Source organism: Aeromonas sp. QDB30 (genome assembly GCF_027707645.1).
In the GTDB taxonomy this organism is placed as follows: Bacteria; Pseudomonadota; Gammaproteobacteria; order Enterobacterales; family Aeromonadaceae; genus Aeromonas; species Aeromonas caviae.
The window spans coordinates 1-18,935 of the sequence record NZ_JAPCIY010000043.1; the positions used below are offsets into that span (position 1 = coordinate 1).

General features: G+C 62.5%; 24 protein-coding genes. 6 read left to right on the plus strand and 18 right to left on the minus strand.

Annotated elements, in window-relative coordinates; all coding sequences use genetic code 11:
* Nucleotides 1-105: 105 nt before the first annotated feature.
* From PG896_RS13390 to PG896_RS13420, 7 genes are all read right to left on the minus strand, one after another.
* Nucleotides 106-582 (minus strand): DUF3299 domain-containing protein, encoded by a 477-nt coding sequence (locus PG896_RS13390; RefSeq protein WP_010675589.1) that lies wholly within the window; start codon nucleotides 580-582, stop codon nucleotides 106-108.
* Between the two features lie 31 nt (nucleotides 583-613).
* Nucleotides 614-1,861 carry an ABC transporter permease gene (locus PG896_RS13395; protein ID WP_201922676.1) on the minus strand — a complete coding sequence of 416 codons (1,248 nt, stop codon included), beginning with the start codon at nucleotides 1,859-1,861 and terminating at the stop codon, nucleotides 614-616.
* Nucleotides 1,862-1,919: 58 nt separating this feature from the next.
* Nucleotides 1,920-2,606: an ABC transporter ATP-binding protein gene (locus tag PG896_RS13400; RefSeq protein ID WP_201957025.1), complete on the minus strand. Its 687-nt coding sequence runs from the start codon at nucleotides 2,604-2,606 to the stop codon at nucleotides 1,920-1,922.
* Between the two features lie 4 nt (nucleotides 2,607-2,610).
* A complete protein-coding gene (locus tag PG896_RS13405; protein WP_042016313.1) occupies nucleotides 2,611-3,207 on the minus strand; it encodes a DUF2796 domain-containing protein in 597 nt (198 codons plus the stop codon).
* A 36-nt stretch (nucleotides 3,208-3,243) separates the two neighbouring features.
* On the minus strand, nucleotides 3,244-3,534 hold the full coding sequence (locus PG896_RS13410; protein ID WP_109112833.1) for a hypothetical protein: 291 nt from the start codon (nucleotides 3,532-3,534) through the stop codon (nucleotides 3,244-3,246).
* Nucleotides 3,535-3,577: 43 nt separating this feature from the next.
* A complete protein-coding gene (locus tag PG896_RS13415; protein WP_201957027.1) occupies nucleotides 3,578-4,120 on the minus strand; it encodes a YtfJ family protein in 543 nt (180 codons plus the stop codon).
* Nucleotides 4,121-4,325: 205 nt separating this feature from the next.
* The gene (locus tag PG896_RS13420; protein WP_010675584.1) at nucleotides 4,326-5,204 is read right to left on the minus strand and encodes a hypothetical protein; all 879 of its coding nucleotides are present in this window, start codon (nucleotides 5,202-5,204) and stop codon (nucleotides 4,326-4,328) included.
* A gap of 123 nt (nucleotides 5,205-5,327) precedes the next feature.
* Here PG896_RS13420 and PG896_RS13425 point away from each other — a divergent pair, with 123 nt between their 5' ends.
* Nucleotides 5,328-5,678: a hypothetical protein gene (locus tag PG896_RS13425; RefSeq protein WP_010675583.1), complete on the plus strand. Its 351-nt coding sequence runs from the start codon at nucleotides 5,328-5,330 to the stop codon at nucleotides 5,676-5,678.
* Between the two features lie 25 nt (nucleotides 5,679-5,703).
* Here the strand turns inward: PG896_RS13425 and ppa are convergent, their stop codons facing one another.
* Nucleotides 5,704-6,234, minus strand: a complete 531-nt coding sequence (ppa, locus tag PG896_RS13430) for an inorganic diphosphatase (RefSeq protein WP_005335667.1) — start codon at nucleotides 6,232-6,234, stop codon at nucleotides 5,704-5,706.
* Between the two features lie 233 nt (nucleotides 6,235-6,467).
* On the opposite strand from ppa, the gene mpl reads away from it, so the two are divergent.
* Nucleotides 6,468-7,838, plus strand: a complete 1,371-nt coding sequence (gene mpl / locus PG896_RS13435; RefSeq protein WP_104452300.1) for a UDP-N-acetylmuramate:L-alanyl-gamma-D-glutamyl-meso-diaminopimelate ligase — start codon at nucleotides 6,468-6,470, stop codon at nucleotides 7,836-7,838.
* Entirely contained in the window at nucleotides 7,835-8,446 is a 612-nt protein-coding gene (locus tag PG896_RS13440; protein WP_104452301.1) for a flavin prenyltransferase UbiX, read from the plus strand. Before mpl ends, PG896_RS13440 begins: the two co-directional genes overlap by 4 nt.
* A gap of 73 nt (nucleotides 8,447-8,519) precedes the next feature.
* Here PG896_RS13440 and PG896_RS13445 read toward each other — a convergent pair whose 3' ends face one another.
* Complete coding sequence (locus tag PG896_RS13445; protein ID WP_029314803.1) at nucleotides 8,520-9,134, minus strand: TetR/AcrR family transcriptional regulator; 615 nt, start codon at nucleotides 9,132-9,134, stop codon at nucleotides 8,520-8,522.
* Between the two features lie 201 nt (nucleotides 9,135-9,335).
* Here PG896_RS13445 and hpt point away from each other — a divergent pair, with 201 nt between their 5' ends.
* The 3 genes from hpt (at nucleotide 9,336) to PG896_RS13460 (ending at nucleotide 11,666) form a co-directional block, all read left to right on the plus strand.
* Nucleotides 9,336-9,866: a hypoxanthine phosphoribosyltransferase gene (gene hpt / locus PG896_RS13450; protein ID WP_010675579.1), complete on the plus strand. Its 531-nt coding sequence runs from the start codon at nucleotides 9,336-9,338 to the stop codon at nucleotides 9,864-9,866.
* 112 nt (nucleotides 9,867-9,978) lie between these two features.
* Nucleotides 9,979-10,896 carry an ABC transporter ATP-binding protein gene (locus PG896_RS13455; protein WP_109112834.1) on the plus strand — a complete coding sequence of 306 codons (918 nt, stop codon included), beginning with the start codon at nucleotides 9,979-9,981 and terminating at the stop codon, nucleotides 10,894-10,896.
* Nucleotides 10,893-11,666, plus strand: a complete 774-nt coding sequence (locus PG896_RS13460; protein ID WP_010675577.1) for an ABC transporter permease — start codon at nucleotides 10,893-10,895, stop codon at nucleotides 11,664-11,666. Before PG896_RS13455 ends, PG896_RS13460 begins: the two co-directional genes overlap by 4 nt.
* A 61-nt stretch (nucleotides 11,667-11,727) precedes the next feature.
* Here the strand turns inward: PG896_RS13460 and PG896_RS13465 are convergent, their stop codons facing one another.
* The 9 genes from PG896_RS13465 to thpR form a co-directional block, all read right to left on the minus strand.
* On the minus strand, nucleotides 11,728-12,075 hold the full coding sequence (locus tag PG896_RS13465) for a putative quinol monooxygenase (protein ID WP_010675576.1): 348 nt from the start codon (nucleotides 12,073-12,075) through the stop codon (nucleotides 11,728-11,730).
* Nucleotides 12,076-12,095: 20 nt separating this feature from the next.
* Nucleotides 12,096-12,950, minus strand: a complete 855-nt coding sequence (gene panC, locus PG896_RS13470) for a pantoate--beta-alanine ligase (RefSeq protein WP_049635993.1) — start codon at nucleotides 12,948-12,950, stop codon at nucleotides 12,096-12,098.
* A gap of 96 nt (nucleotides 12,951-13,046) precedes the next feature.
* Nucleotides 13,047-13,841: a 3-methyl-2-oxobutanoate hydroxymethyltransferase gene (gene panB, locus PG896_RS13475; RefSeq protein ID WP_042864977.1), complete on the minus strand. Its 795-nt coding sequence runs from the start codon at nucleotides 13,839-13,841 to the stop codon at nucleotides 13,047-13,049.
* 20 nt (nucleotides 13,842-13,861) lie between these two features.
* Nucleotides 13,862-14,359: a 2-amino-4-hydroxy-6-hydroxymethyldihydropteridine diphosphokinase gene (gene folK / locus PG896_RS13480; protein ID WP_042864978.1), complete on the minus strand. Its 498-nt coding sequence runs from the start codon at nucleotides 14,357-14,359 to the stop codon at nucleotides 13,862-13,864.
* A 10-nt stretch (nucleotides 14,360-14,369) separates the two neighbouring features.
* The gene (gene pcnB / locus PG896_RS13485; RefSeq protein ID WP_270835804.1) at nucleotides 14,370-15,860 is read right to left on the minus strand and encodes a polynucleotide adenylyltransferase PcnB; all 1,491 of its coding nucleotides are present in this window, start codon (nucleotides 15,858-15,860) and stop codon (nucleotides 14,370-14,372) included.
* Between the two features lie 99 nt (nucleotides 15,861-15,959).
* Nucleotides 15,960-16,862 (minus strand): tRNA glutamyl-Q(34) synthetase GluQRS, encoded by a 903-nt coding sequence (gluQRS, locus tag PG896_RS13490; protein WP_270835803.1) that lies wholly within the window; start codon nucleotides 16,860-16,862, stop codon nucleotides 15,960-15,962.
* A 109-nt stretch (nucleotides 16,863-16,971) separates the two neighbouring features.
* Nucleotides 16,972-17,421 carry an RNA polymerase-binding protein DksA gene (gene dksA, locus PG896_RS13495; protein WP_029314801.1) on the minus strand — a complete coding sequence of 150 codons (450 nt, stop codon included), beginning with the start codon at nucleotides 17,419-17,421 and terminating at the stop codon, nucleotides 16,972-16,974.
* 119 nt (nucleotides 17,422-17,540) lie between these two features.
* Nucleotides 17,541-18,284, minus strand: a complete 744-nt coding sequence (gene sfsA, locus PG896_RS13500; protein ID WP_010675569.1) for a DNA/RNA nuclease SfsA — start codon at nucleotides 18,282-18,284, stop codon at nucleotides 17,541-17,543.
* Entirely contained in the window at nucleotides 18,281-18,826 is a 546-nt protein-coding gene (thpR, locus tag PG896_RS13505) for an RNA 2',3'-cyclic phosphodiesterase (protein ID WP_201957030.1), read from the minus strand. Before thpR ends, sfsA begins: the two co-directional genes overlap by 4 nt.
* Nucleotides 18,827-18,935: the final 109 nt, after the last annotated feature.

The window sequence follows — 18,935 nt, forward strand, 5'->3', positions numbered from 1 at the left end:
GGATTTAGGGACTCAGAATACTTTTTTCTGAAAATCAAGGCGGCCTTCCCCGGAAAGCCGCGATGAACCTAAAAAAATGGCCTCCCGGGGGAGGCCATCAGGGGCTCACTCTTCGTAGACGCTGACCTCGACCGCGTCCATGGAGTAGGAAGCGGTGGCCATCTCGTGGCTGGAGCTGACGGTGTGCATCTTGCCCTTGACCCAGATGGCGTCCCAGAGGTCATCCACCGGCGCCCCCTTGGGGTAGCTCACGTAGATCACCTGGTTGGTGGGCGGGGGCGGCACGTGAATGCAGGCGCCGAAGTAGGGGACCAGCAGGAAGGCGGTGATGGTCTTGGCATCCCCTTCCAGGGGCACCACGAACCCGGGGATCCGCACCTCCTGATTGTCCAGCTTCTTGTTGACGCCCCCCACCGGCTGCGGCACCGAGGAGAAGTCGCCGTCATGGCTGACCTGGGGCGGTGGCAGCAGTTTTTCCCCCTCCGGGATGAGGATATCCCAGTCGATGGTCTTGTAATCTGCAGCCATGGCAGGCAGCACCAGCAGGCTGGCCAGCAGCGCCACTATTTTCCACTTCATCATCTGTTCTTCTCTCTTGGTCGGATGCGTCGGGTCAGACGCGAATGCTCATGCCGTCGCTCAGGCTGTAGCGGTAAGCGCGGGCGGCAGGCAGCAGCCCGATCACCATGCCCGCCAGCCAGACCAGGCCCAGCAGTTGCCACTCATAGGCGCTCGGCAGACCCAGGCTCATTTGCAGGCCATAGTGGCTGAGCAGCCAGGGGCTAGCAAGCCCCTGACCGAGATAGAGCGCGGCCACCCCGAGGGCGATGCCCGCCGTGGTGAGCGCCATCGCCTCCAGCGCCAGCAGCAGGAAGAGATGGGCAGGGCCCGCCCCCAGGGAGCGCAGAATGGCGAGCTCGCGGCGCCGCTCGTTGAGGCCGGCGAGCAGGGTGGTCAGCATGCCGATGAGGCCCGCCACCACCACGAAGCCCGCGATCACCGACAGGGCGGTCTCCGCCACGCTCATCAGCCCCCAGAGCTCCTGCAGGGCGGCTCCCGGCAGGATGGCCATCAGGGGCTCTTTGGGATAGGTGTTGACGCTGCGCTGCAACTGGAACGCCAGGATCCGGTTGCTCAGCCCCACCATGAAGGCGGTGATGGTCTTGGGGGTGAGATCCAGCGCCATCGCCTGTTCCGGGGTCACGTTCTTGCTGTGACGACCGGTGTCCCAGCCCAGATGGATCGCCTCTATGCCCGCCAGCGGCACATGGATAGTGCGATCGATGGGGGTGCCGGTGGGGGCCAGGATCCCCACCACCTTGAACGGCATGTTGTCGTGCTGGCTGAACGAGGTGTTGCCGGCGCCATGGGCGATGACGATGGATTGATCCAGGTGATAGCCGAGCTTTTCGGCCACCTGGGCACCCAGCACCGCTTCAAACGGTGTTTCGAAGGGGCGGCCTTCGCGCAGGACGAGCGCCTGCTGCTGGCCGTACTTCAGGTGGGTGAAGTAGTCCCCATTGGTGCCGAGCACGCGAAACCCCTTGTGGGAGTCGCCAAGGGAGAGGGGGATGGTCCAGGCGATACCGGGCCTTGCCTTGATGGCCTGGTAGGAGTCCCAGCCCACGTTGTTGGTGGGGTTGCCGATGCGAAACACCGAATAGAGCAGCAGGTTCACCTGACCGGAGCGGGCGCCGACGATGAGATCGGTGCCCGAGACGGTGTTGGCGAAGCTGTCCCGTGCCTGACTGCGCACCCGCTCCACCCCGAGCAGCAGGGTGACGCTGATGGCGACGGCCAGCAGGGTGAGCCCGGCGGTGAGGCGACGGGCCCAGAGACTTTGCAGGGCGAGTTTCAGCATGAGAGCCTCCGCAGTGAAGGGGAGATGGCCGGACGGGCTGCGAAATGATGGCGTGTGGTCATGCCGCCCTCCGGTTGAGCTGTTGCAGGTTCTCCACCCGGGGGAAGAGGGGCTCCAGATAGGGATCGTGACTGACGAAGACCAGGGTAGATCCCTGCTTGTCACACTCCTCGAACAGCAGCCGGATGAAGGCGGCCCGGTTGTCGGTGTCCAGGGCCGAGGTGGGCTCGTCGGCTATCACCAGAGGAGGGGAGCCTATCAGGGCGCGGGCGGCGGCGACTCGCTGCTGCTGGCCGATGCTGAGGGCGTGGACGGGGTGATGGAGCGCCTCATCCGGCAGTTGCAGTTCTGCCAGCAGGCGGCGCGCCTCCTGCTCGGGGCTCCCTGTCAGGCGGGCCCGCTTGGCGGGTGAAAAGGTGAGGGCAGCGGTGACGTTGTCCTGCACCGAGAGAAACGGCAGCAGATTGAACTGCTGGAAGATGTACCCCAGATTGGCCGCCCGGAACTGGTCACGGGCGCGGCCGGAAAGCCGGGCCAGGGGCTGGCCCAGCACTTCCAGGGTGCCGTGGTTGGCGGTCTGGATACCGGCCAGCAACCCAAGCAGGGTGGACTTGCCACAACCCGATGGGCCCTTGATGAAGACGCGCTCACCCTCGTGGATGCGAAGGGCGGGCAGATCGAGGACGGCTTCGTGACCCGGCCAGGCAAAGGCCAGATCACGGATCTCAACCACGGCATGTTTCATGGTGTTACCAGCCCAGTTTGTTGGCGGACGGAGTCAGTTCGGCGGCGGTCTGGCCGGTGGGCAGTATGCCCTGCACGCTCAGCTTCTCCAGGCTCGGGTAGAGGCTGAACAGGGTGGCCTCGAGACCGGTGAGCTTGGCCGGGGTAGCGCAGGTGTAGGTGTACATGGCTCCCATGTCCGCATGGCCCGCGTCGTCGTGATGGTGTTCATCGTGAGCGCCATCAGCCTTGTCGTGCTCGTGCTCGTGCTCGTGCTCGTGCTCGTGCTCATGGTCATGATCTTCCTTGGCGGCCTGCAGCTCCTGCTGGGTCAGCTTGCAGCCGGCGGCCGGGTCGAAACGGAAGAGGGCGTCGGGCTGCTGGAGGCGGGCCACCGCCTTGGCATACTGCGCTTTCTCCTCATCGGTGTTGGCGGCATGCTCGAAGCCCACCAGATCGGCGGCAGGGGCCTGCAACTCGATCATCAGCTGGTTGCCGTCGAGTACCAGGTTGAGGTGGCCGTGACCGTGCTCATGGGCACCGTGGCTGTGGCTTTCGTGTTCGTCGTGATGGGCCTGGGCGCCGAAGGCGGCAGCGGCCAGCAACAGGGTGACTGCTTTCATCGTTAATCCTTTTGAATAAATAGAGAAAAGATTGGTTCAAAAAAAGAAACAATGAAGGGGCGGCGGGGCGCGGATACGGCGATGTCCCGTGGTGCCGGTGGCCGCCCTCGGTTGGGGAGTGCCGATATACCGGTCGATGCCAAAGGAGAGGGAAGGGAGAACGGGGGTCGGCGTCAGTGCCAGCTTGCCATCCAGATGCAGGACGCAGAAGGTGCAGGCATGACCGTGATCGGGCAGGGCAGCTTCAAGAGGGTGCTGTGCCAGCGCCGGTTGCATCCACAACCAGCCCAGCAGCAACACCCAGATTGTCAGTGTGGAACGACCCATAGACCCTTGTGGAAAGGGCGCCATCAGCGCCCTTCTCTCTGATTCAGAGATGGGACTGGATGAGCCCCATCACCTTGGTTATCTCGGCGGCATCGAGCTGGCCATCTTTGGCAAACAGCACCTTGCCCTCTTTATCCAGCAGTATGATGGCCGAACTTTCCGGGGTGAGCGCCCAGGCGTTGCGGGCCATCCCCTTGGCATCCAGCACCATGGCGGACCAGGGGAACTCTTTCTTGCTGTCCTCGGCACTGCTCTTCACGAAACCGGACGTGCCCCAGATGGCGTCATTGCTGTTGATGATGGTGACGGTCTGGTACTTGTCGTGGGGCAGCTTGGCCGCCTTGATCGCCTCGATCATGGGGGCATTGAGCTCCTTGGCGCTGGAGCGACCCGCGATGTGCTGGAGCAGGAAGACCTTGCCGGTCAGGACCTTGCTCTGCCAGGGCTGATAGCTGATCTCCTTCTCCTTGAGCACCAGCTCCCCCTTGTCGCTGATGTTGACCAGCGGCACCTGGGTTGATTCCTTGATGTTGTGGGCCATGACCAGGGTTGGCAGCAGCGCCAGAGTAAGCACGAGATGTTTCATCCGGATGACACTCCTTTGTGATGTTATAACGATTTTTGGGTCGAGGGAATGGGACCCTGAACATCCTAAACTGATCGGATCTGTTTAAAAAGTGTTAAATAATGCAGGGTGCGACGGTGATCTTGTCAACATGGTCGCCATCCCCCCAATGACGGCGGCAAGGATGGCATGTCATCCATCAAAAGCAAGTGATGGTCAGAAGAGGCTAGTAGAGCGGTTCGCTGATCAAGGGAATCTGGGCCATGGTCATCTGCTGGGCCAGCAGGGGAGAACCGGTGAGCAGCACGTGGCGCTGATTGCCGATCACCAGGGTGTCTCCCTCAAGGCCGCTGTCGGCCGTGATGGCGAGCCAGGCCGGCGAGACGCTGCCGATGCTGATGTTCGGATAGATGATGCTGAGGCTGTACTGGGGCGCCAGCTCCGCCAGCAGACTGGCCATGAGCAGCGCCTTCTCGTCGCTGTCGGCCTTGTTGTCCTGCAGGGCCTGCAAGGGCGGAGCGAAGTGGTCCATTTGCTCGGGGGGGGTGGGGATGCCGCTCAGCCACTCCTGCAGCAGGGTGACGCTGGTGGCGAGATCCTTGGCCGAAAACTGCTGTGCCAGGGGTTTGAGGTCTCCCTTGAACTGATAGAACAGCTGGGAGTAGTTGGGGCGCACACAGGGCAGCTTCTGATTGGCCGGGTGAACGCAGGGCTGGACCCGCATCTCGTAGAAGGCGTCCTCCTGATATTGCCGGTAGGCCTGCCAGAACTGGGCGGATTCGAGGCTGCTGTCGTGCAGGGTAAAGGCCTGTTCCAGGTTGCGGAACTTGGTGGCCGTCTCCGGGCTGTGCTGGTTGATCTGGTTGATGCTGTTGTAGAGGCGTGGACTGATGTAGGAGTAGAGTGTTTCCAGCGGGAAGTTGAGGGCGGTGTCGAGCTGTGTCATCTCGTGACGGCTGGCTGAAAAGGTGCGCTCATCCGCCGTCAATTGCAGGTGCTTTTGCTGACCATCTGCAGATTGCCACTGCCAGCTCAGGTTGATCTCGTTGGCCTGCGCCATGGTGCCGAAGAGCAGACTGCACAGAAAGCCTTGTGCCAGTTTCATGGTGCGCCTCCGCCTGGGTTGATAATAAACAACTAGGTGAGTGACCGGCATTTGGATTGGTCTGGTGACAGATATATTGGTAATTATCTGATCTGACTTTAAATTTAATTCAGGAAATAAGTCATGGGGGAAATCATCATGAAGCTTGTTTCACGGTTTCTGCTGATATTGGTGGCCACGCCGGCGCTGGCGGGGCAGGTCATCGTCAATCAGGGATTGTCCAGCGCGGATACCTTCGCCCTGCGGGATCAGCTGGCCCGGGAGCATGAATGGCAGGAGTGGCTGCGATTCCAGCAGGCCATCAAGTGGCTGGAGGTGCTGCCGGTCAACTGCGATCTGGTGGGAGGTGCCGGTCAGGAATATCGCTGCGGCGATGACTATTACCGCCCCTATCGGCAAAATGGGCGCGACCTCTATATCCAGGGGGATCCCCCCGGAGCGTCCCCGCAACGACCAATAAAAAAGGCGCCATAAGGCGCCTTTTTTGCGAGGAATACGCTTATTTTGCAGCGTAACGCTCGGCAGAGGTCTTGATTTCGGCTTCGGCAGCGGCCTTGTCGCCCCAACCTTCCACCTTGACCCACTTGCCCGCTTCCAGCTCTTTGTAGCGCTCGAAGAAGTGCTGGATCTGGGCTTTCAGCAGCTCGGGCAGATCGTTCACATCCTGGATGTGATCGTACTGCTTGGTCAGCTTGGAGTGGGGTACGGCCACGATCTTGGCGTCTTCGCCAGATTCGTCGGTCATCTTCAGCACGCCGACCGGGCGGCAGCGGATGACGGAGCCGGCCAGCAGCGGGTAGGGAGTCGGAACCAGCACGTCGACCGGATCCCCGTCCAGGGACAGGGTGGCGTTCACGTAACCGTAGTTGCACGGGTAGAACATCGGGGTGGACATGAAACGGTCAACGAAGATGGCGCCGCTGTCCTTGTCGACTTCGTATTTGATCGGGTCGGCGTTCTGCGGGATTTCGATGATGACGTAGATGTCGTCAGGCAGGCTCTTGCCGGCCGGTACCAGGTTCAGGCTCATGACGTTTCCTTTGAGTGTTGGAGTCAAGTTTGCAGGCCGACATTATAGCGATGTCCCGTCAAATGACCATATTTCAAGGGCCGGGTGGCGTGCTGGAGGATGGCTTTTACCCGCGCTTGCCCGATTTCTGTCGTCTGCGGGCGCCGATGCCTTCGCTCCCCATGGGCGCGGCTTGTGCCACCGGGTCAACAGACCCTAGAATGCGCACTCCCTTTACTGGAAAAGGCAGCGGTATGCACATTCACATTCTCGGGATCTGCGGCACCTTCATGGGTGGTCTGGCGGTGTTGGCAAAACAGCTTGGCTATCGGGTGACCGGCTCCGACGCCAACGTCTATCCCCCCATGAGCACCCAGCTCGAGCAACAGGGCATCGAACTGACCGAAGGCTACGACCCCTCCCAGCTCGATCCGGCGCCGGATCTGGTGGTGATCGGCAATGCCATGAGCCGTGGCAACCCCTGTGTGGAATATGTGCTGGACCGCAATCTGCCCTATATCTCCGGCCCTCAGTGGCTGCTGGAGCACGTGCTGAAGGATCGCTGGGTGCTGGCCGTCGCGGGCACCCATGGCAAGACCACCACCGCCAGCATGCTGGCCTGGGTGCTGGAGTATGCCAAGCTGGAACCCGGTTTCCTCATCGGCGGCGTGCCGGGCAACTTCCCGGTTTCCGCCCGTCTCGGCTCGGCTCCTTTCTTTGTGATTGAAGCGGACGAATATGACTGCGCCTTCTTCGACAAGCGATCCAAGTTTGTCCACTACCACCCGCGCACCCTGGTGATGAACAACCTGGAGTTCGACCACGCCGACATCTTCCCGGATCTCGCCGCCATCCAGCGCCAGTTCCACCACCTGATGCGCACCGTGCCGAGCAACGGCCGGGTGCTCTTCCCCAAAGGTGATGACAACCTTACCGCCGTGCGCGAGATGGGCTGCTGGAGCGAGGTGGAGCTGGTGGGCCAGGACGACGCCAAGTGGAAGGCGGTGAAGCTGGCCGATGACGGCTCCGCCTTCGAGGTGTGGCTGGATGGCGTGAAACAGGGGGAGGTGCACTGGGAGTGCATCGGCGAGCACAACATCAACAACGGTCTGATGGCCATCGCCGCCGCCCGTCATGCCGGTGTCATGGTGGAGCACGGGATCAACGCCCTCTGCCAGTTCAAGTCCCCCAAGCGGCGCATGGAGCTGAAAGGGGAAGTGGCCGGCATCAGCGTCTATGACGACTTCGCCCACCACCCCACCGCCATCGAGACCACCCTGGGCGGCCTGCGCGCCAAGGTGGGCAAGGCCCGCATCATGGCGGTGCTGGAGCCCCGCTCCAACACCATGAAGCTCGGGGTTCACAAGGAGGAGCTGGCCGGTTGCTTCGACGGTGCCGACGAGGTGTTCTTCTTCCAGCCCCCCAACATCGGCTGGGATCTGGGGGAGGTGACGGCCCACATGACCCGGCCTGCCCGGGTATTCGAGGCCCTTGATGCCCTGATTGGCGCCCTGGTGGCCGAGAGCCGCCCAGGGGATCATATTCTGATCATGAGCAACGGCGGCTTCGGCGGCATTCACGACAAGCTGATCGCCCGCCTGAAGGAGCTGCAGAGCGCATCATGAACAAGGCCATCACCCTGGCGCTGACCGGCGCCTCCGGCGCTCCCTATGCCCTGCGCCTTCTGGAATGCCTGGTGCAGGCGGACTATCGGATCTTCCTGCTCGCCTCCTCGGCGGCCAGGGTTGTGCTCAAGACCGAGCAACAGCAGGATTGGCCGGGCTCCCCCAGGGAGCTGTCGGCGTACCTCTGTCGCCATTATGGTGCCAAAGAGGGTCAGATCGTCGCCTGCGGCAAGGAGGAGTGGTTCTCGCCGGTGGCCTCCGGCTCGGCGGCCCCCAAACAGATGGTGGTCTGCCCCTGCTCCATGGGCACCGTCTCGGCCATTGCCAACGGCACCTCGGACAACCTGCTGGAGCGGGCGGCGGACGTGGTGATCAAGGAGCGCGGCCAGCTCATCCTGGTGCCCCGGGAGAGCCCCTTCTCGGCGATCCATCTGGAGAACATGCTCAAGCTTGCCCGTCTTGGCGTGACCATCATGCCGGCGGCGCCAGGGTTCTACCATGAACCCAAAAGCATCGAGGATCTGGTGGACTTCATGGTCGCCCGCATCCTCGATCATCTGGGTGTCGAGCATGAGTTGACCAGTCGCTGGGGTTATGCCAACCACTGATACGGTGGGGAGCGGACAAAAAAGCGGCGCCGGGCTGTAAAGCCCGGCGCCGCTTTGTCAACATCTGCACGAGTCAGCTGGCCTGGATGGGGGCCGTCACGTACTTGAACAGGAAGTCTGTCACCTCTTCCCGGCTCGGACGCTGCGGCTGATTGATCATCTGCATCATCACATAGCCAAAACCGGTCAGGGAGCGGGCCAGATCCTGCGCCGACAGCACGCTCTGGATCTCGCCGTTGTCGATGGCCCGTTGCAGGTGGGGGGCAATGCGTTCCAGCGCCTTGTCCAGCAGCCGGGTGTAGCGAGGCCACACTTCTTCCCGCACCGAGGAGCTCCACTCCAGCCAGATGCTGGCGTGATCGGGCTTGTCATAGGCGGCGTCAACGAACAGCTTCACGTGGCGGTGAATGCTCTCCCTGGCGGAGCCCTGACCGTTGTAGGCCTGTTCGAGGATCTGCTGTACGAAGGCTTCGATTTCTGTCAGCACTTCGTCGACCAGATCTTCACGAGTATTGAAATAGTTAAAAACGGTCGCAACCGAGACCTTTGCCTGTTCGGCTATCTCGGCATGCCCCGCACGGCCGATGCCGCGACGGGAAAATACCTCGACGGCACACTCCATCAATTGATCACGGCGAGCCTCCGGCGAAAGCCGGGTTCGACGTCTTATTTCTGCGCGTGGTTCCATAGTTTTTTCATCTAATAGTTATTGATTATGGTGTTTATAGTATTGTCACCGATAATGCCCGAAGGCTTGCTAACTCTATCAATTAAAATAAGCCGATAAAAGCATCACGTATGCCTGACGCCCACTGGTTGGAGTGGTAGAATCCTCGGTTTTGACGTTAATGAACGGCCAATAACCCTTTGGTCATTATTGGAGTATGTGATGAAACACATTGTCGAGGTGATGATCCCCGAGGCCGAGGTTGCAGCCCGGATCGCCACGCTGGGTGAAGAGATTACCGCCCGTTACCAGGGCTCCGAGGAAGTGGTCATGATCGGCCTGTTGCGCGGCTCCTGCGTCTTCCTGGCGGATCTCTGCCGTCAGTGCCAGTTGCCCATCACCCTGGACTTTATGACTGCCTCCAGCTATGGCTCCGGCATGCACAGTACCCGTGACGTGCGCATCCTCAAGGATCTGGATGACGACATCAAAGGCAAGGACGTGGTGATCGTGGAGGACATCATCGACACCGGTTACACCCTCAACAAGGTGCGCGAGATCCTCTCTCTGCGCGAGCCGAAATCCCTGGCCATCTGCACCCTGCTGGACAAACCGTCCCGCCGCGAGGTTCAGGTGCCGGTGGACTGGCTTGGCTTCTCTATCCCGGACGAGTTCGTGGTGGGCTGTGGCATTGACTACGCCCAGAAGTACCGTAACCTGCCCTTCATCGGCAAGGTCGTACCGCAAGAGTAAGCCGGGTCCGAAGTAGCAAGGCAGGCTGGCCGGCCCGCCATCGACTGTCTTCAGGCGGCGTCACAGCCGCCTTTTCTGTCTCGAGATGGGCTCATCCATCACAGGGGTTGCAATGAACGCATTGGAAATCAGCGGTCTGAAGAAGACCTATCAGGGGGGCGTCGAAGCCCTCAAGGGCATCGATCTCACCGTCAAACAGGGGGATTTCTTCGCCCTGCTCGGTCCCAACGGGGCGGGCAAATCCACCACCATCGGCGTGATCAGCTCACTGGTCAACAAGAGTGCCGGCCAGGTGAAGGTATTCGGTCATGACATCGATACCGATCTGGAGCTGGCCAAGTCCCAGCTCGGCCTGGTGCCCCAGGAGTTCAACTTCAGCCAGTTCGAGAAGGTGAGCCAGATAGTGACTCACCAGGCCGGTTTCTATGGAGTGCCGCGGGCCGAGGCCAAGGTGCGCGCCGAGAAGTACCTGCGCCAGCTCGATCTGTGGGACAAGCGCGACATGGCGGCTCGCACTCTCTCCGGTGGCATGAAGCGCCGATTGATGATCGCCCGCGCCCTGATGCATGAGCCCAAGCTGCTGATCCTGGATGAGCCGACCGCCGGGGTGGACATCGAGATCCGCCGTTCCATGTGGAGTTTCCTCAAGGATCTCAACGAGCAGGGGGTGACCATCATCCTGACCACCCACTACCTGGAAGAGGCCGAGATGCTGTGCCGCAACATCGGCATCATCGACAAGGGCCGTCTCATCGAGAACACCAGCATGAAGAGCCTGCTCGGCAAGCTGGGTCGCGAGACCTTCCTGCTGGATCTGGTGCCGGGCTCCATCGTACCGGCCCTGCCCGAGTTCAACGGCCGGATGCAGGATGAGAACACCCTGGAAGTGGAACTGGAGAAGAGCCAGTCCCTCAACAGCCTGTTCGAGCAGCTCTCCGCCCAGGGGGTGAAGGTGCTCAGCATGCGCAACAAGGCGAACCGGCTGGAAGAGCTGTTCGTCAATCTGGTAGAGGAGGGTCGCAAAGCATGAACCCCATGACCTATTACATCGCCTTCAAGAGCATTCTGGCCAAGGAAGTGAGCCGTTTCACCCGGATCTGGATCCAGACCCTGGTGCCGCCCGCCATCACCATGAGCCTTTACTTCGTCATCTTCGGCAACCTCATAGGCTCGCGCATCGGTGACATGGGGGGCTTCAGCTACATGGAGTTCATCGTGCCCGGCCTCATCATGATGTCGGTCATCACCAACTCCTACTCCAACGTCGCCTCCTCCTTCTACAGCGCCAAGTTCCAGCGCAACGTGGAGGAGCTGCTGGTGGCGCCGGTGCCCAACTACATCATCATCGCGGGGTATGTGGGCGGTGGCGTGGCGCGCGGCCTCTGTGTCGGCCTCATCGTCACCCTGGTGTCGCTGTTCTTCGTGCCGCTGCAGATCCATCACCTGTTCAGCGTCTGCGTGACCGTGCTGCTCACCTCCATCCTCTTCTCCCTGGGGGGGCTCATCAACGCGGTGTTCGCGAAGTCGTTCGATGACATCAGCATCATCCCGACCTTCATCCTGACTCCCCTGACCTATCTGGGGGGCGTCTTCTACTCCATCACCCTGCTGCCGCCGTTCTGGCAGGGGGTTTCCCAGGTGAACCCCATCATCTACATGGTGAACGCGTTCCGCTACGGCTTCCTCGGGATCTCCGACGTGCCCCTCGGCACCGCCTATCTCATCATCATCGGCTTCATCCTGGTGCTCTACGGGATGGCCTGGTGGCTCATCTCCCGCGGCACCGGTCTGCGCCACTGAGGCGCACACCTGCCAGCAAGAAAGGCGCCCTCGGGCGCCTTTTTATTTGCACATGTCGGTCTCAGAGGGCCGGGGCGTCGTAGTCCGCGGGCTCGTCGCTGTAGACGCAGACGTTCCACTTGGCCGCGAGGCCATCATCTGCGAGGCAGTAGCGCTCGAAGAAGGCCTTGATACCGGCGCGCTGGCAGTGGGCCTCGAAGCTCGCCATGTCGCGCCAGATCTCGTTGAAGACGATGGGGAAGCTCTCCCCCTCGGCAAAGGGGCTCTGGATATGGCGGGTGACGATGTACTGCAGGCAGCCATCTTCACGCAGGGTGTCGGGTTCGAGCCCTTGCAGGACGCGGAACAGGGCCTGCTCCTGGCCCGGCTTGGGCTGGAACTGGGCGATGCAGTAAACCTTCTTGGACATCGTGGTCTCCTTGCCGTGTCTCAGCCCCGCAGGGCGACGACCCGGTTGTCGATGAGGCGGGCCTTGCCCAGATAGGCGGCCATCAGGATCACCAGGCGCTGGCTCTCGGCGCTGGCGGATTCCAGGGTGTCGGCATCGACGATGTCGATGGCATCCGTCCTGAATCCCGCGTTGTCGAGGCGTTGGCTGGCCTGGGCAACCAGGGAGGGGAGGTGACTGTTCCCCGTTTCAATCTGCTCGGCAATCCAGTTCATGGTGCGCGCGAGCTCGGGGGCGATGGCCCGTTCGGCAGCGGTCAGATAGCCGTTGCGCGAAGAGAGGGCAAGCCCGTCTTCGGCCCGCACGGTCGGCACGCCCACGATCTCGATGGGCATGGCCATGTCGGCCACCATCTTGCGAATGAGCGCGAGCTGCTGGTAATCCTTCTCGCCAAAGCAGGCCACGTTCGGCTGTACCAGATTGAACAGCTTGGTGACCACGGTGCTGACCCCGCGAAAATGCCCCGGACGCAGCGCCCCTTCCAGCAGGCTGGAGATGCCGGGCACCTCGACGAAGGTCTGGCTGGCGAGCCCCTGGGGATACATGATCTCCGGCGTCGGTGTGAAGACCAGGTCCACACCGGCGGCCTCCAGGGCGGCGCAATCCTGCTCCAGGGTGCGGGGGTAGTTGGCGAGATCCTCGGCCTTGTCGAACTGCAAGGGGTTCACAAAGATGCTGACCACCACCTTGTCGCCATGGCGGCGGGCCTCCTCGACCAGGGTGAGATGACCCTGATGCAGATTGCCCATGGTGGGCACGAATGCGATGGCGCGGCCTTCGCGATGCCATTGACCGATCTGCTCGCGCAGCGCGGCGGGATTGTTCACAACCAACATCGTCAGTTCACCTTCAGATGAATCAATAAAAGAGGGGGCCGTCAGGGGGGAGGGCGAGACGGGGGCACAGGCCCCCGCGCTCATGACGACAGAAAGTCAGTTGAAGCAGTGCTCGGGGCCGGGGAAGGTCCCCTCGCTCACCTGCTGCACGTAGAGACGAATGGCGGCACGCATGTCACCGGTCTCGGCCAGGAAGTTCTTGGTGAACTTGGGCACATAACCCGAGGTGATGCCGAAGGCATCGTGCATCACCAGGATCTGGCCGTCGGTGGCAGGGCCGGCACCGATGCCGATCACCGGAATGCGCAGCGCCTTGGTGATGCGCTCTGCCAGAGAGACGGGCACGCACTCGAGCACCAGCAACTGGATGCCGGCCGCTTGCAGCTCCAGTGCCTGGCGGTAGATCTCCTGGGCGTGGAATTCGTCGCGCCCCTGCACCTTGAAGCCGCCAAACACGTGGACGGATTGCGGGGTCAGGCCGAGATGGCCGCACACCGGCACCCCATTGCGGGTCAGGTGGCGGATGGAGTCGCACAGCCAGTCCCCCCCTTCCATCTTCACCATGCGGGCACCGGCCGCCATCAGGCGCGCCGCGTTCTGGTAGGTCTGCTCCGGGGTGGCGTAGCTCATGAACGGCATGTCGGTCACCACCAGGGCATTGGTGGTACCGCGCACCACGCAGCGGGTGTGATAGACCATCTCGTCCATGCTGACCGCCAGGGTGTCGTCTCCGCCCTGCAATACCATGCCGAGGGAGTCGCCGATGAGCAGCACCTGGGCGCCCTCGTCGTCGAACAGCTTGGCGAAGGTGGCGTCATAGGCGGTGATGGCGGTGATTTTCTGTCCGTCCTGCTTCATCTTCTGCAGGTGGGTAATGGTGATCTTGCTCATTACGTTGTTCCTACTCTTCTCTACTCGCCTGCTGCACCGGCCAGGATCGCGAGTCCATTGCGCGGGCAGCGGGCAACCAGTTCGGTGAGCGGGGTGCCGCAGGGCAGCACCAGGGAGGGGGCTATCTCGGCAAGGGGGAGCAGGACGAACTCCCGCTCCTTCATGCCATAGTGAGGCACCGTCAGGCGCTCATGCCGGATGACCTCGTCGCCGTACAGCAGCAGATCGAGATCCAGGGTCCGGGGGCCCCAGCGCTCATCCTTGCGCACTCGCCCCTGTGCCTGCTCGATGCGCTGCAGCTCGTCCAGCAGCGCCAGAGGGCTGAGGCGGGTGGCAAGGTGCGCCACGGCATTGACGTAGTCCGGCTGATCCGCAGGGCCCATGGGGCGGCTGCCGTAAAGGTGGGAGGTCTGCAGCAGCTCTGACTCGGGCAGGGTCGCCAGCGCGGCGATGGCGCGACGAGCCTGGCCGAGGGGGTCGGCGAGGTTGGAGCCGATGGCGACGAAGACCTCGATCATCGGCGGATCCTTACTCTGCAGACTTCGGCTTGCGGCGACGGGGGCGACGGCGGTTGCGGCCATTGCCGCTGCGCTTCTCGCCATCACCGCTGCGGGAGTCGGCGCGCTCGCCGCTCGCCGGGCGGCGGGTCGCCTCCCGTTGCAGTTGCGGGCGCACGTCCGGGTTGGAGGCCACATAGCGCTCCCACCAGCTCGCCAGCTCGCCGAGGCCGCGCTCGACCCGGTTGCGCAGCAACAGGAAGTCGAAGGCCGCACGGAATTTCGGGTGCTCCATGGCGCGCTCGGGGTGCTTGCCCTGGCGGCGGGTCAGGCGCTGCTGCAGGGCCCAGATGTCGCGCACGTCCGTGGTGAAGCGGCGCGGCACGGCGATGATCCGCACCTGGTTGTCCAGCACCTCGTTGATGGCCAGCATGAAGGCGTCGTACCAGGGCAGACCGCTCTCGTTTTCCAGCACGCGGCCGCGGGCCTCGACGGCGCCCCACAGCAGGGTGGCGTAGAGGAAGGCGGGGGTGACGCGCTTCTCTTCACGGACCCGGGTATCGGTGTCCATCAGCGCCTGCTCGATGAACTGCTCGTAGGGCGAGTTGCCGTGGGGCGTGAACAGGGCGGCTACCTGGGGGAACAGCGGCTGGAACAGCCCGTATTCCCGCAGCAGCTTGTAGGTGGCCAGACCGTCCCCCGCCAGGAACAGCTTGAGGGTCTCCTCGAACAGGCGGGCGGCCGGAATGTCCTGCAGCAGCGGGGCCAGCTCCCGGATGGGCGCGGCGGTGCGCGGGCTGATGGTCATGTCCAGCTTGGCGGCGAAGCGTACGGCGCGCAGCATGCGCACCGGATCTTCCCGGTAGCGGGTCTCGGGGTCACCGATGAGCTCCAGCCTGCGCGCGGCCAGATCTTCCAGCCCGCCCTCGAAATCGTGCAGGGTGAAATCCTTGGCGCTGTAGTAGAGGGCGTTGACGGTAAAGTCGCGACGCTCGGCATCCTCTTCGATGGTGCCGTAGACGTTGTCCCGCAGCAGCATACCTTCATCGGACTGGGCCGACACATGCTTGCTGGTATTGACCTGATGGTGGTGACCCCGGAAGGTGGCCACTTCGATCACGTCACGACCAAAGACGATGTGGGCCAGGCGGAAACGGCGGCCAATCAGGCGGCAGTTGCTGAACAGCGCCTTGATCTGCTCCGGCGTCGCGTCGGTGGCGATGTCGAAATCCTTGGGGGTCTTCCCGAGCATCAGGTCACGGACGCCGCCGCCGACCAGGTAGGCCTCATAGCCCCCCTTGTTCAGGCGATAGAGCACCTTGAGGGCATTCTCGCTGATCTCTTTGCGCGAAATCGGGTGCTGGTCACGGCTCAAGGTACGGCGCTGTCCGGCGACACGGGCCGGAATGGGGGACTCCACCGACTGCTCGCCGTCTTCCTTGCCGAGCACTTTGCGGCAAAAGTTTGCGATCTGGGAAAAAATGGTACACCTCGTTATGACTTCAAATTGACGGGAGGCCAAAAAATAGCGGCCTATCATAGCTCAGCCCCAACCAAATGAGAAACGGTGTGGCCTGCTTCCCCTTGATTGGTCCTTTTGGGGCAAGAAATGCAGCCGGGGCTAGCTTTGCCCTTGCGGGATCTTCTGCTGGCGGGGTACCCGGGCCAGCTGCCAGTGGGCGATGCCCCAGCCGATGATCTCGTCGATCCGGCACGCCATCAGCTCGGGCGGCGGGCACTGACCGAGAAAATGCAGTGCCTGCCACAGGGCCGGTCGTACCTCGTCCTGCGACAGCGCCGGCGCATGGTTCTGCTTGGAGAGCTTGTTGCCATCCGCTTGCACCGCCAGTGGCAGGTGCACCCAATCGGGGACGGCAGCCCCCAGGGTCTGGTAGAGGGCTATCTGGCGCACGGTGGGCTCCAGCAGATCGGCGCCACGGACGATCTCGGTGATGCCGCTGTCCATGTCATCCACCACCACCGCCAGGTTGTAGGCGTAGAGCCCGTCCCGGCGGCGCACGATGAAGTCCTCCTCCGCCAGCGCCGCGGGGACGGTGATCTCTCCCTGAAGCGCATCCTCGAACCGATAGACCGGCTGGTGCTGGCGCAAACGGGCGGCACACCCCTCGGCGGTCAGCCCCAGGGTGCGGCAATGACCGTTGTAGAACCCCCCTGCGGCCATGATTTCGCGTCGGGTACAGTGGCACCAGTAGAGATCCCCGGCCCGATAGAGCTGATCGATGATCTCGTCATAGCGGCCATGGCGCGCGCTCTGGAACATCACCTCCCCATCCCAGCCAAGACCGTGTGCCTCCAGGGTGGTGAGGATAAGGTCAGCCGCTCCCGGCATCTCCCGCGGGGGGTCGATGTCTTCGATGCGCACCAGCCAGCGTCCCTGCTGCGCCCTGGCCTGCAAGAAGCTGCCAAGGGCGGCGACCAGGGAGCCGAAGTGGAGCGGGCCGGACGGTGAGGGGGCGAAGCGGCCCACATAGGGGCGTCGGGAGGGGGGGGATGTCATGACCATGGCAATTCGGGTAGGCGATGCATTGAGGCTGCATTCTGGGACGGCCCGACCAAAAGCTCAATAAAAAAGGGAGCCTGGGCTCCCTTTTCGTTTCTGTGGATGGGCGGCATCAGCCAGCCATCTGTTTTTCCTTGATCTCGGCCAGCGTCTTGCAGTCCACGCAGAGGTCTGCGGTCGGACGGGCTTCCAGACGGCGGATGCCGATCTCGATGCCGCAATGCTCGCAGTAACCGAAGTCATCTTCTTCGAGCAGCAGCAAGGTTTTCTCGATCTTCTTGATCAGCTTGCGTTCACGGTCGCGGGTGCGCAGTTCGAGAGCAAACTCTTCTTCTTGCGCGGCGCGATCCACGGGATCCGGGAAGTTGGCAGCCTCATCCTTCATGTGGTCGACGGTGCGGTCAACTTCCTGCATCAGTTGGTTGCGCCAGGCTCCCAGGATCTTGCGAAAATGTACCTTCTGTTGGTCATTCATGTACTCCTCACCGGCTTTCATCTGGTAAGGCTCTACACCCGCAATGGCCAGGGGGCCCAGAGATTTCCTGTTTTCGCCTGTTGGCATGCCCTGTCTCCTAATTCAGCACGCTACCCGTGCCATCCATAAATTGAGGGCGACATCTATAGCAGAAGGGTCAACGGGAGGCAAACAAGCCTTATCAATAATGTTACCCACTTCTGCATTTATTCTCTGCCCTCGGGTAGCATATGGTCAGATTCAAATGGGATAAAATCCTGAGCCACCATGCCCTGCACCCCAACATGGGGGCGATAGCATAAAATTTCAACCCCTGCCGCCATCGCCTGTTCAACAAGCTGACTATAGTGCGGATCGATATGGGCTGCAGGGCGCATTCTCGCGATGCCGGAGTGCAATACCATGAACAGCAGCACGGCCCGGTGCCCTGCCGCCTTCATGGCCATCAATTCACGCAAGTGCTTGGCGCCGCGGGTGGTGACCGCATCGGGGAAGTACCCCATGCCGGGTTGCTCCCGCTCGTCGAGCAGGGTGACGGATTTCACCTCGATGTAACAATCCGGTCTGTGGTCATCTTCCAGCAGCAGGTCGATGCGGCTGTTCTCTTCCCCGTATTTCACTTCGGTGCGCAGCCTGGCATAGCCTGCCAGGGGGGCGAGAGCGCCCTGTTCGATGAGCTCCCGGGCGATCTGGTTGGCACGGGCCGTGTTGACGCAGATGAAGTGACCCGCCGGGCTCTCGGCGATTTCCCAACTGTTTGGCAGCTTGCGCTTGGGGTTGTCGGATGTGGAGTACCAGACCCGGGTGCCCGGCAGGGCGCAGCCGGTCATGGCACCTGTATTGGCGCAGTGGATGGTGATCACCTCGCCGTTGTCGAGCGCCACATCCGTCAGGAAGCGCTTGTAGCGGGAGATCAGCTGCCCGGACTGCAGGGGGGGATCGAAGATCATGGGGTGAGCTCCTCGCGGTGCGGTTCTTTGACGCGGGCCCGCAGGGGCCAGCAGGCGAGCGGTTCGTAGTGGACACCGTCCGGCGTGCTGACGGATTGATAGAGGCAGAAGCGATCGGCCCTGAGCAGAAAATCCGGCGCAGGCAGCTCGCCGGGGGCCTCGCCCGCCTTGCGCGACAGGGTGACGTGGGGGCGATAGCCCTGCTCGCCGTTGCCCAGCCCGAGTTTTTCACCGTGGCGGCGCAGTGCCCTCGCGAGCACGGTCAGCTCGTTCGGCCACTCACCGGGCCCCACCCAGGCGGCTTTGGCGCGCTGAAACCAGCCGGTCTGATCCAGATGGACGCTGAAAGGGGGGCAGTGCTGTCGCTCGGCGGCCGCGATCAGGCGAGCCTGGGTCGCTTCGTCGGCCTCCCCGAGAAAGGCCAGGGTCAGGTGCAGGTTGCTCTCGGGCACCGGCTGGCCGGGCCAGGGGCGCTGGTCTCGCCAGGTCGCAAGCTCGGGGGCAAGCTCTGGCAGGGGCAGGGCAAAGAAGAGTTTGGGCATGCGGCGTGTTGGTCCTCGTGATGGGCATCGGATAAGGGCCATTCTATGGCAGCCGCTCCCGGGATGTCTTGCCGTGTTGCACCTGACGCTTCCTGCCCCTGCCCGGCAG

Coding starts and splice junctions, on each gene's coding strand:
- PG896_RS13390 (WP_010675589.1), bottom strand. CDS start 582: ATGATGAAGTGGAAAATAGTGGCGCTGCTGGCCAGCCTGCTGGTGCTG.
- PG896_RS13395 (WP_201922676.1), bottom strand. CDS start 1,861: ATGCTGAAACTCGCCCTGCAAAGTCTCTGGGCCCGTCGCCTCACCGCC.
- PG896_RS13400 (WP_201957025.1), bottom strand. CDS start 2,606: ATGAAACATGCCGTGGTTGAGATCCGTGATCTGGCCTTTGCCTGGCCG.
- PG896_RS13405 (WP_042016313.1), bottom strand. CDS start 3,207: ATGAAAGCAGTCACCCTGTTGCTGGCCGCTGCCGCCTTCGGCGCCCAG.
- PG896_RS13410 (WP_109112833.1), bottom strand. CDS start 3,534: ATGGGTCGTTCCACACTGACAATCTGGGTGTTGCTGCTGGGCTGGTTG.
- PG896_RS13415 (WP_201957027.1), bottom strand. CDS start 4,120: ATGAAACATCTCGTGCTTACTCTGGCGCTGCTGCCAACCCTGGTCATG.
- PG896_RS13420 (WP_010675584.1), bottom strand. CDS start 5,204: ATGAAACTGGCACAAGGCTTTCTGTGCAGTCTGCTCTTCGGCACCATG.
- PG896_RS13425 (WP_010675583.1), top strand. CDS start 5,328: ATGGGGGAAATCATCATGAAGCTTGTTTCACGGTTTCTGCTGATATTG.
- ppa (WP_005335667.1), bottom strand. CDS start 6,234: ATGAGCCTGAACCTGGTACCGGCCGGCAAGAGCCTGCCTGACGACATC.
- mpl (WP_104452300.1), top strand. CDS start 6,468: ATGCACATTCACATTCTCGGGATCTGCGGCACCTTCATGGGTGGTCTG.
- PG896_RS13440 (WP_104452301.1), top strand. CDS start 7,835: ATGAACAAGGCCATCACCCTGGCGCTGACCGGCGCCTCCGGCGCTCCC.
- PG896_RS13445 (WP_029314803.1), bottom strand. CDS start 9,134: ATGGAACCACGCGCAGAAATAAGACGTCGAACCCGGCTTTCGCCGGAG.
- hpt (WP_010675579.1), top strand. CDS start 9,336: ATGAAACACATTGTCGAGGTGATGATCCCCGAGGCCGAGGTTGCAGCC.
- PG896_RS13455 (WP_109112834.1), top strand. CDS start 9,979: ATGAACGCATTGGAAATCAGCGGTCTGAAGAAGACCTATCAGGGGGGC.
- PG896_RS13460 (WP_010675577.1), top strand. CDS start 10,893: ATGAACCCCATGACCTATTACATCGCCTTCAAGAGCATTCTGGCCAAG.
- PG896_RS13465 (WP_010675576.1), bottom strand. CDS start 12,075: ATGTCCAAGAAGGTTTACTGCATCGCCCAGTTCCAGCCCAAGCCGGGC.
- panC (WP_049635993.1), bottom strand. CDS start 12,950: ATGTTGGTTGTGAACAATCCCGCCGCGCTGCGCGAGCAGATCGGTCAA.
- panB (WP_042864977.1), bottom strand. CDS start 13,841: ATGAGCAAGATCACCATTACCCACCTGCAGAAGATGAAGCAGGACGGA.
- folK (WP_042864978.1), bottom strand. CDS start 14,359: ATGATCGAGGTCTTCGTCGCCATCGGCTCCAACCTCGCCGACCCCCTC.
- gluQRS (WP_270835803.1), bottom strand. CDS start 16,862: ATGGTCATGACATCCCCCCCCTCCCGACGCCCCTATGTGGGCCGCTTC.
- dksA (WP_029314801.1), bottom strand. CDS start 17,421: ATGCCAACAGGCGAAAACAGGAAATCTCTGGGCCCCCTGGCCATTGCG.
- sfsA (WP_010675569.1), bottom strand. CDS start 18,284: ATGATCTTCGATCCCCCCCTGCAGTCCGGGCAGCTGATCTCCCGCTAC.
- thpR (WP_201957030.1), bottom strand. CDS start 18,826: ATGCCCAAACTCTTCTTTGCCCTGCCCCTGCCAGAGCTTGCCCCCGAG.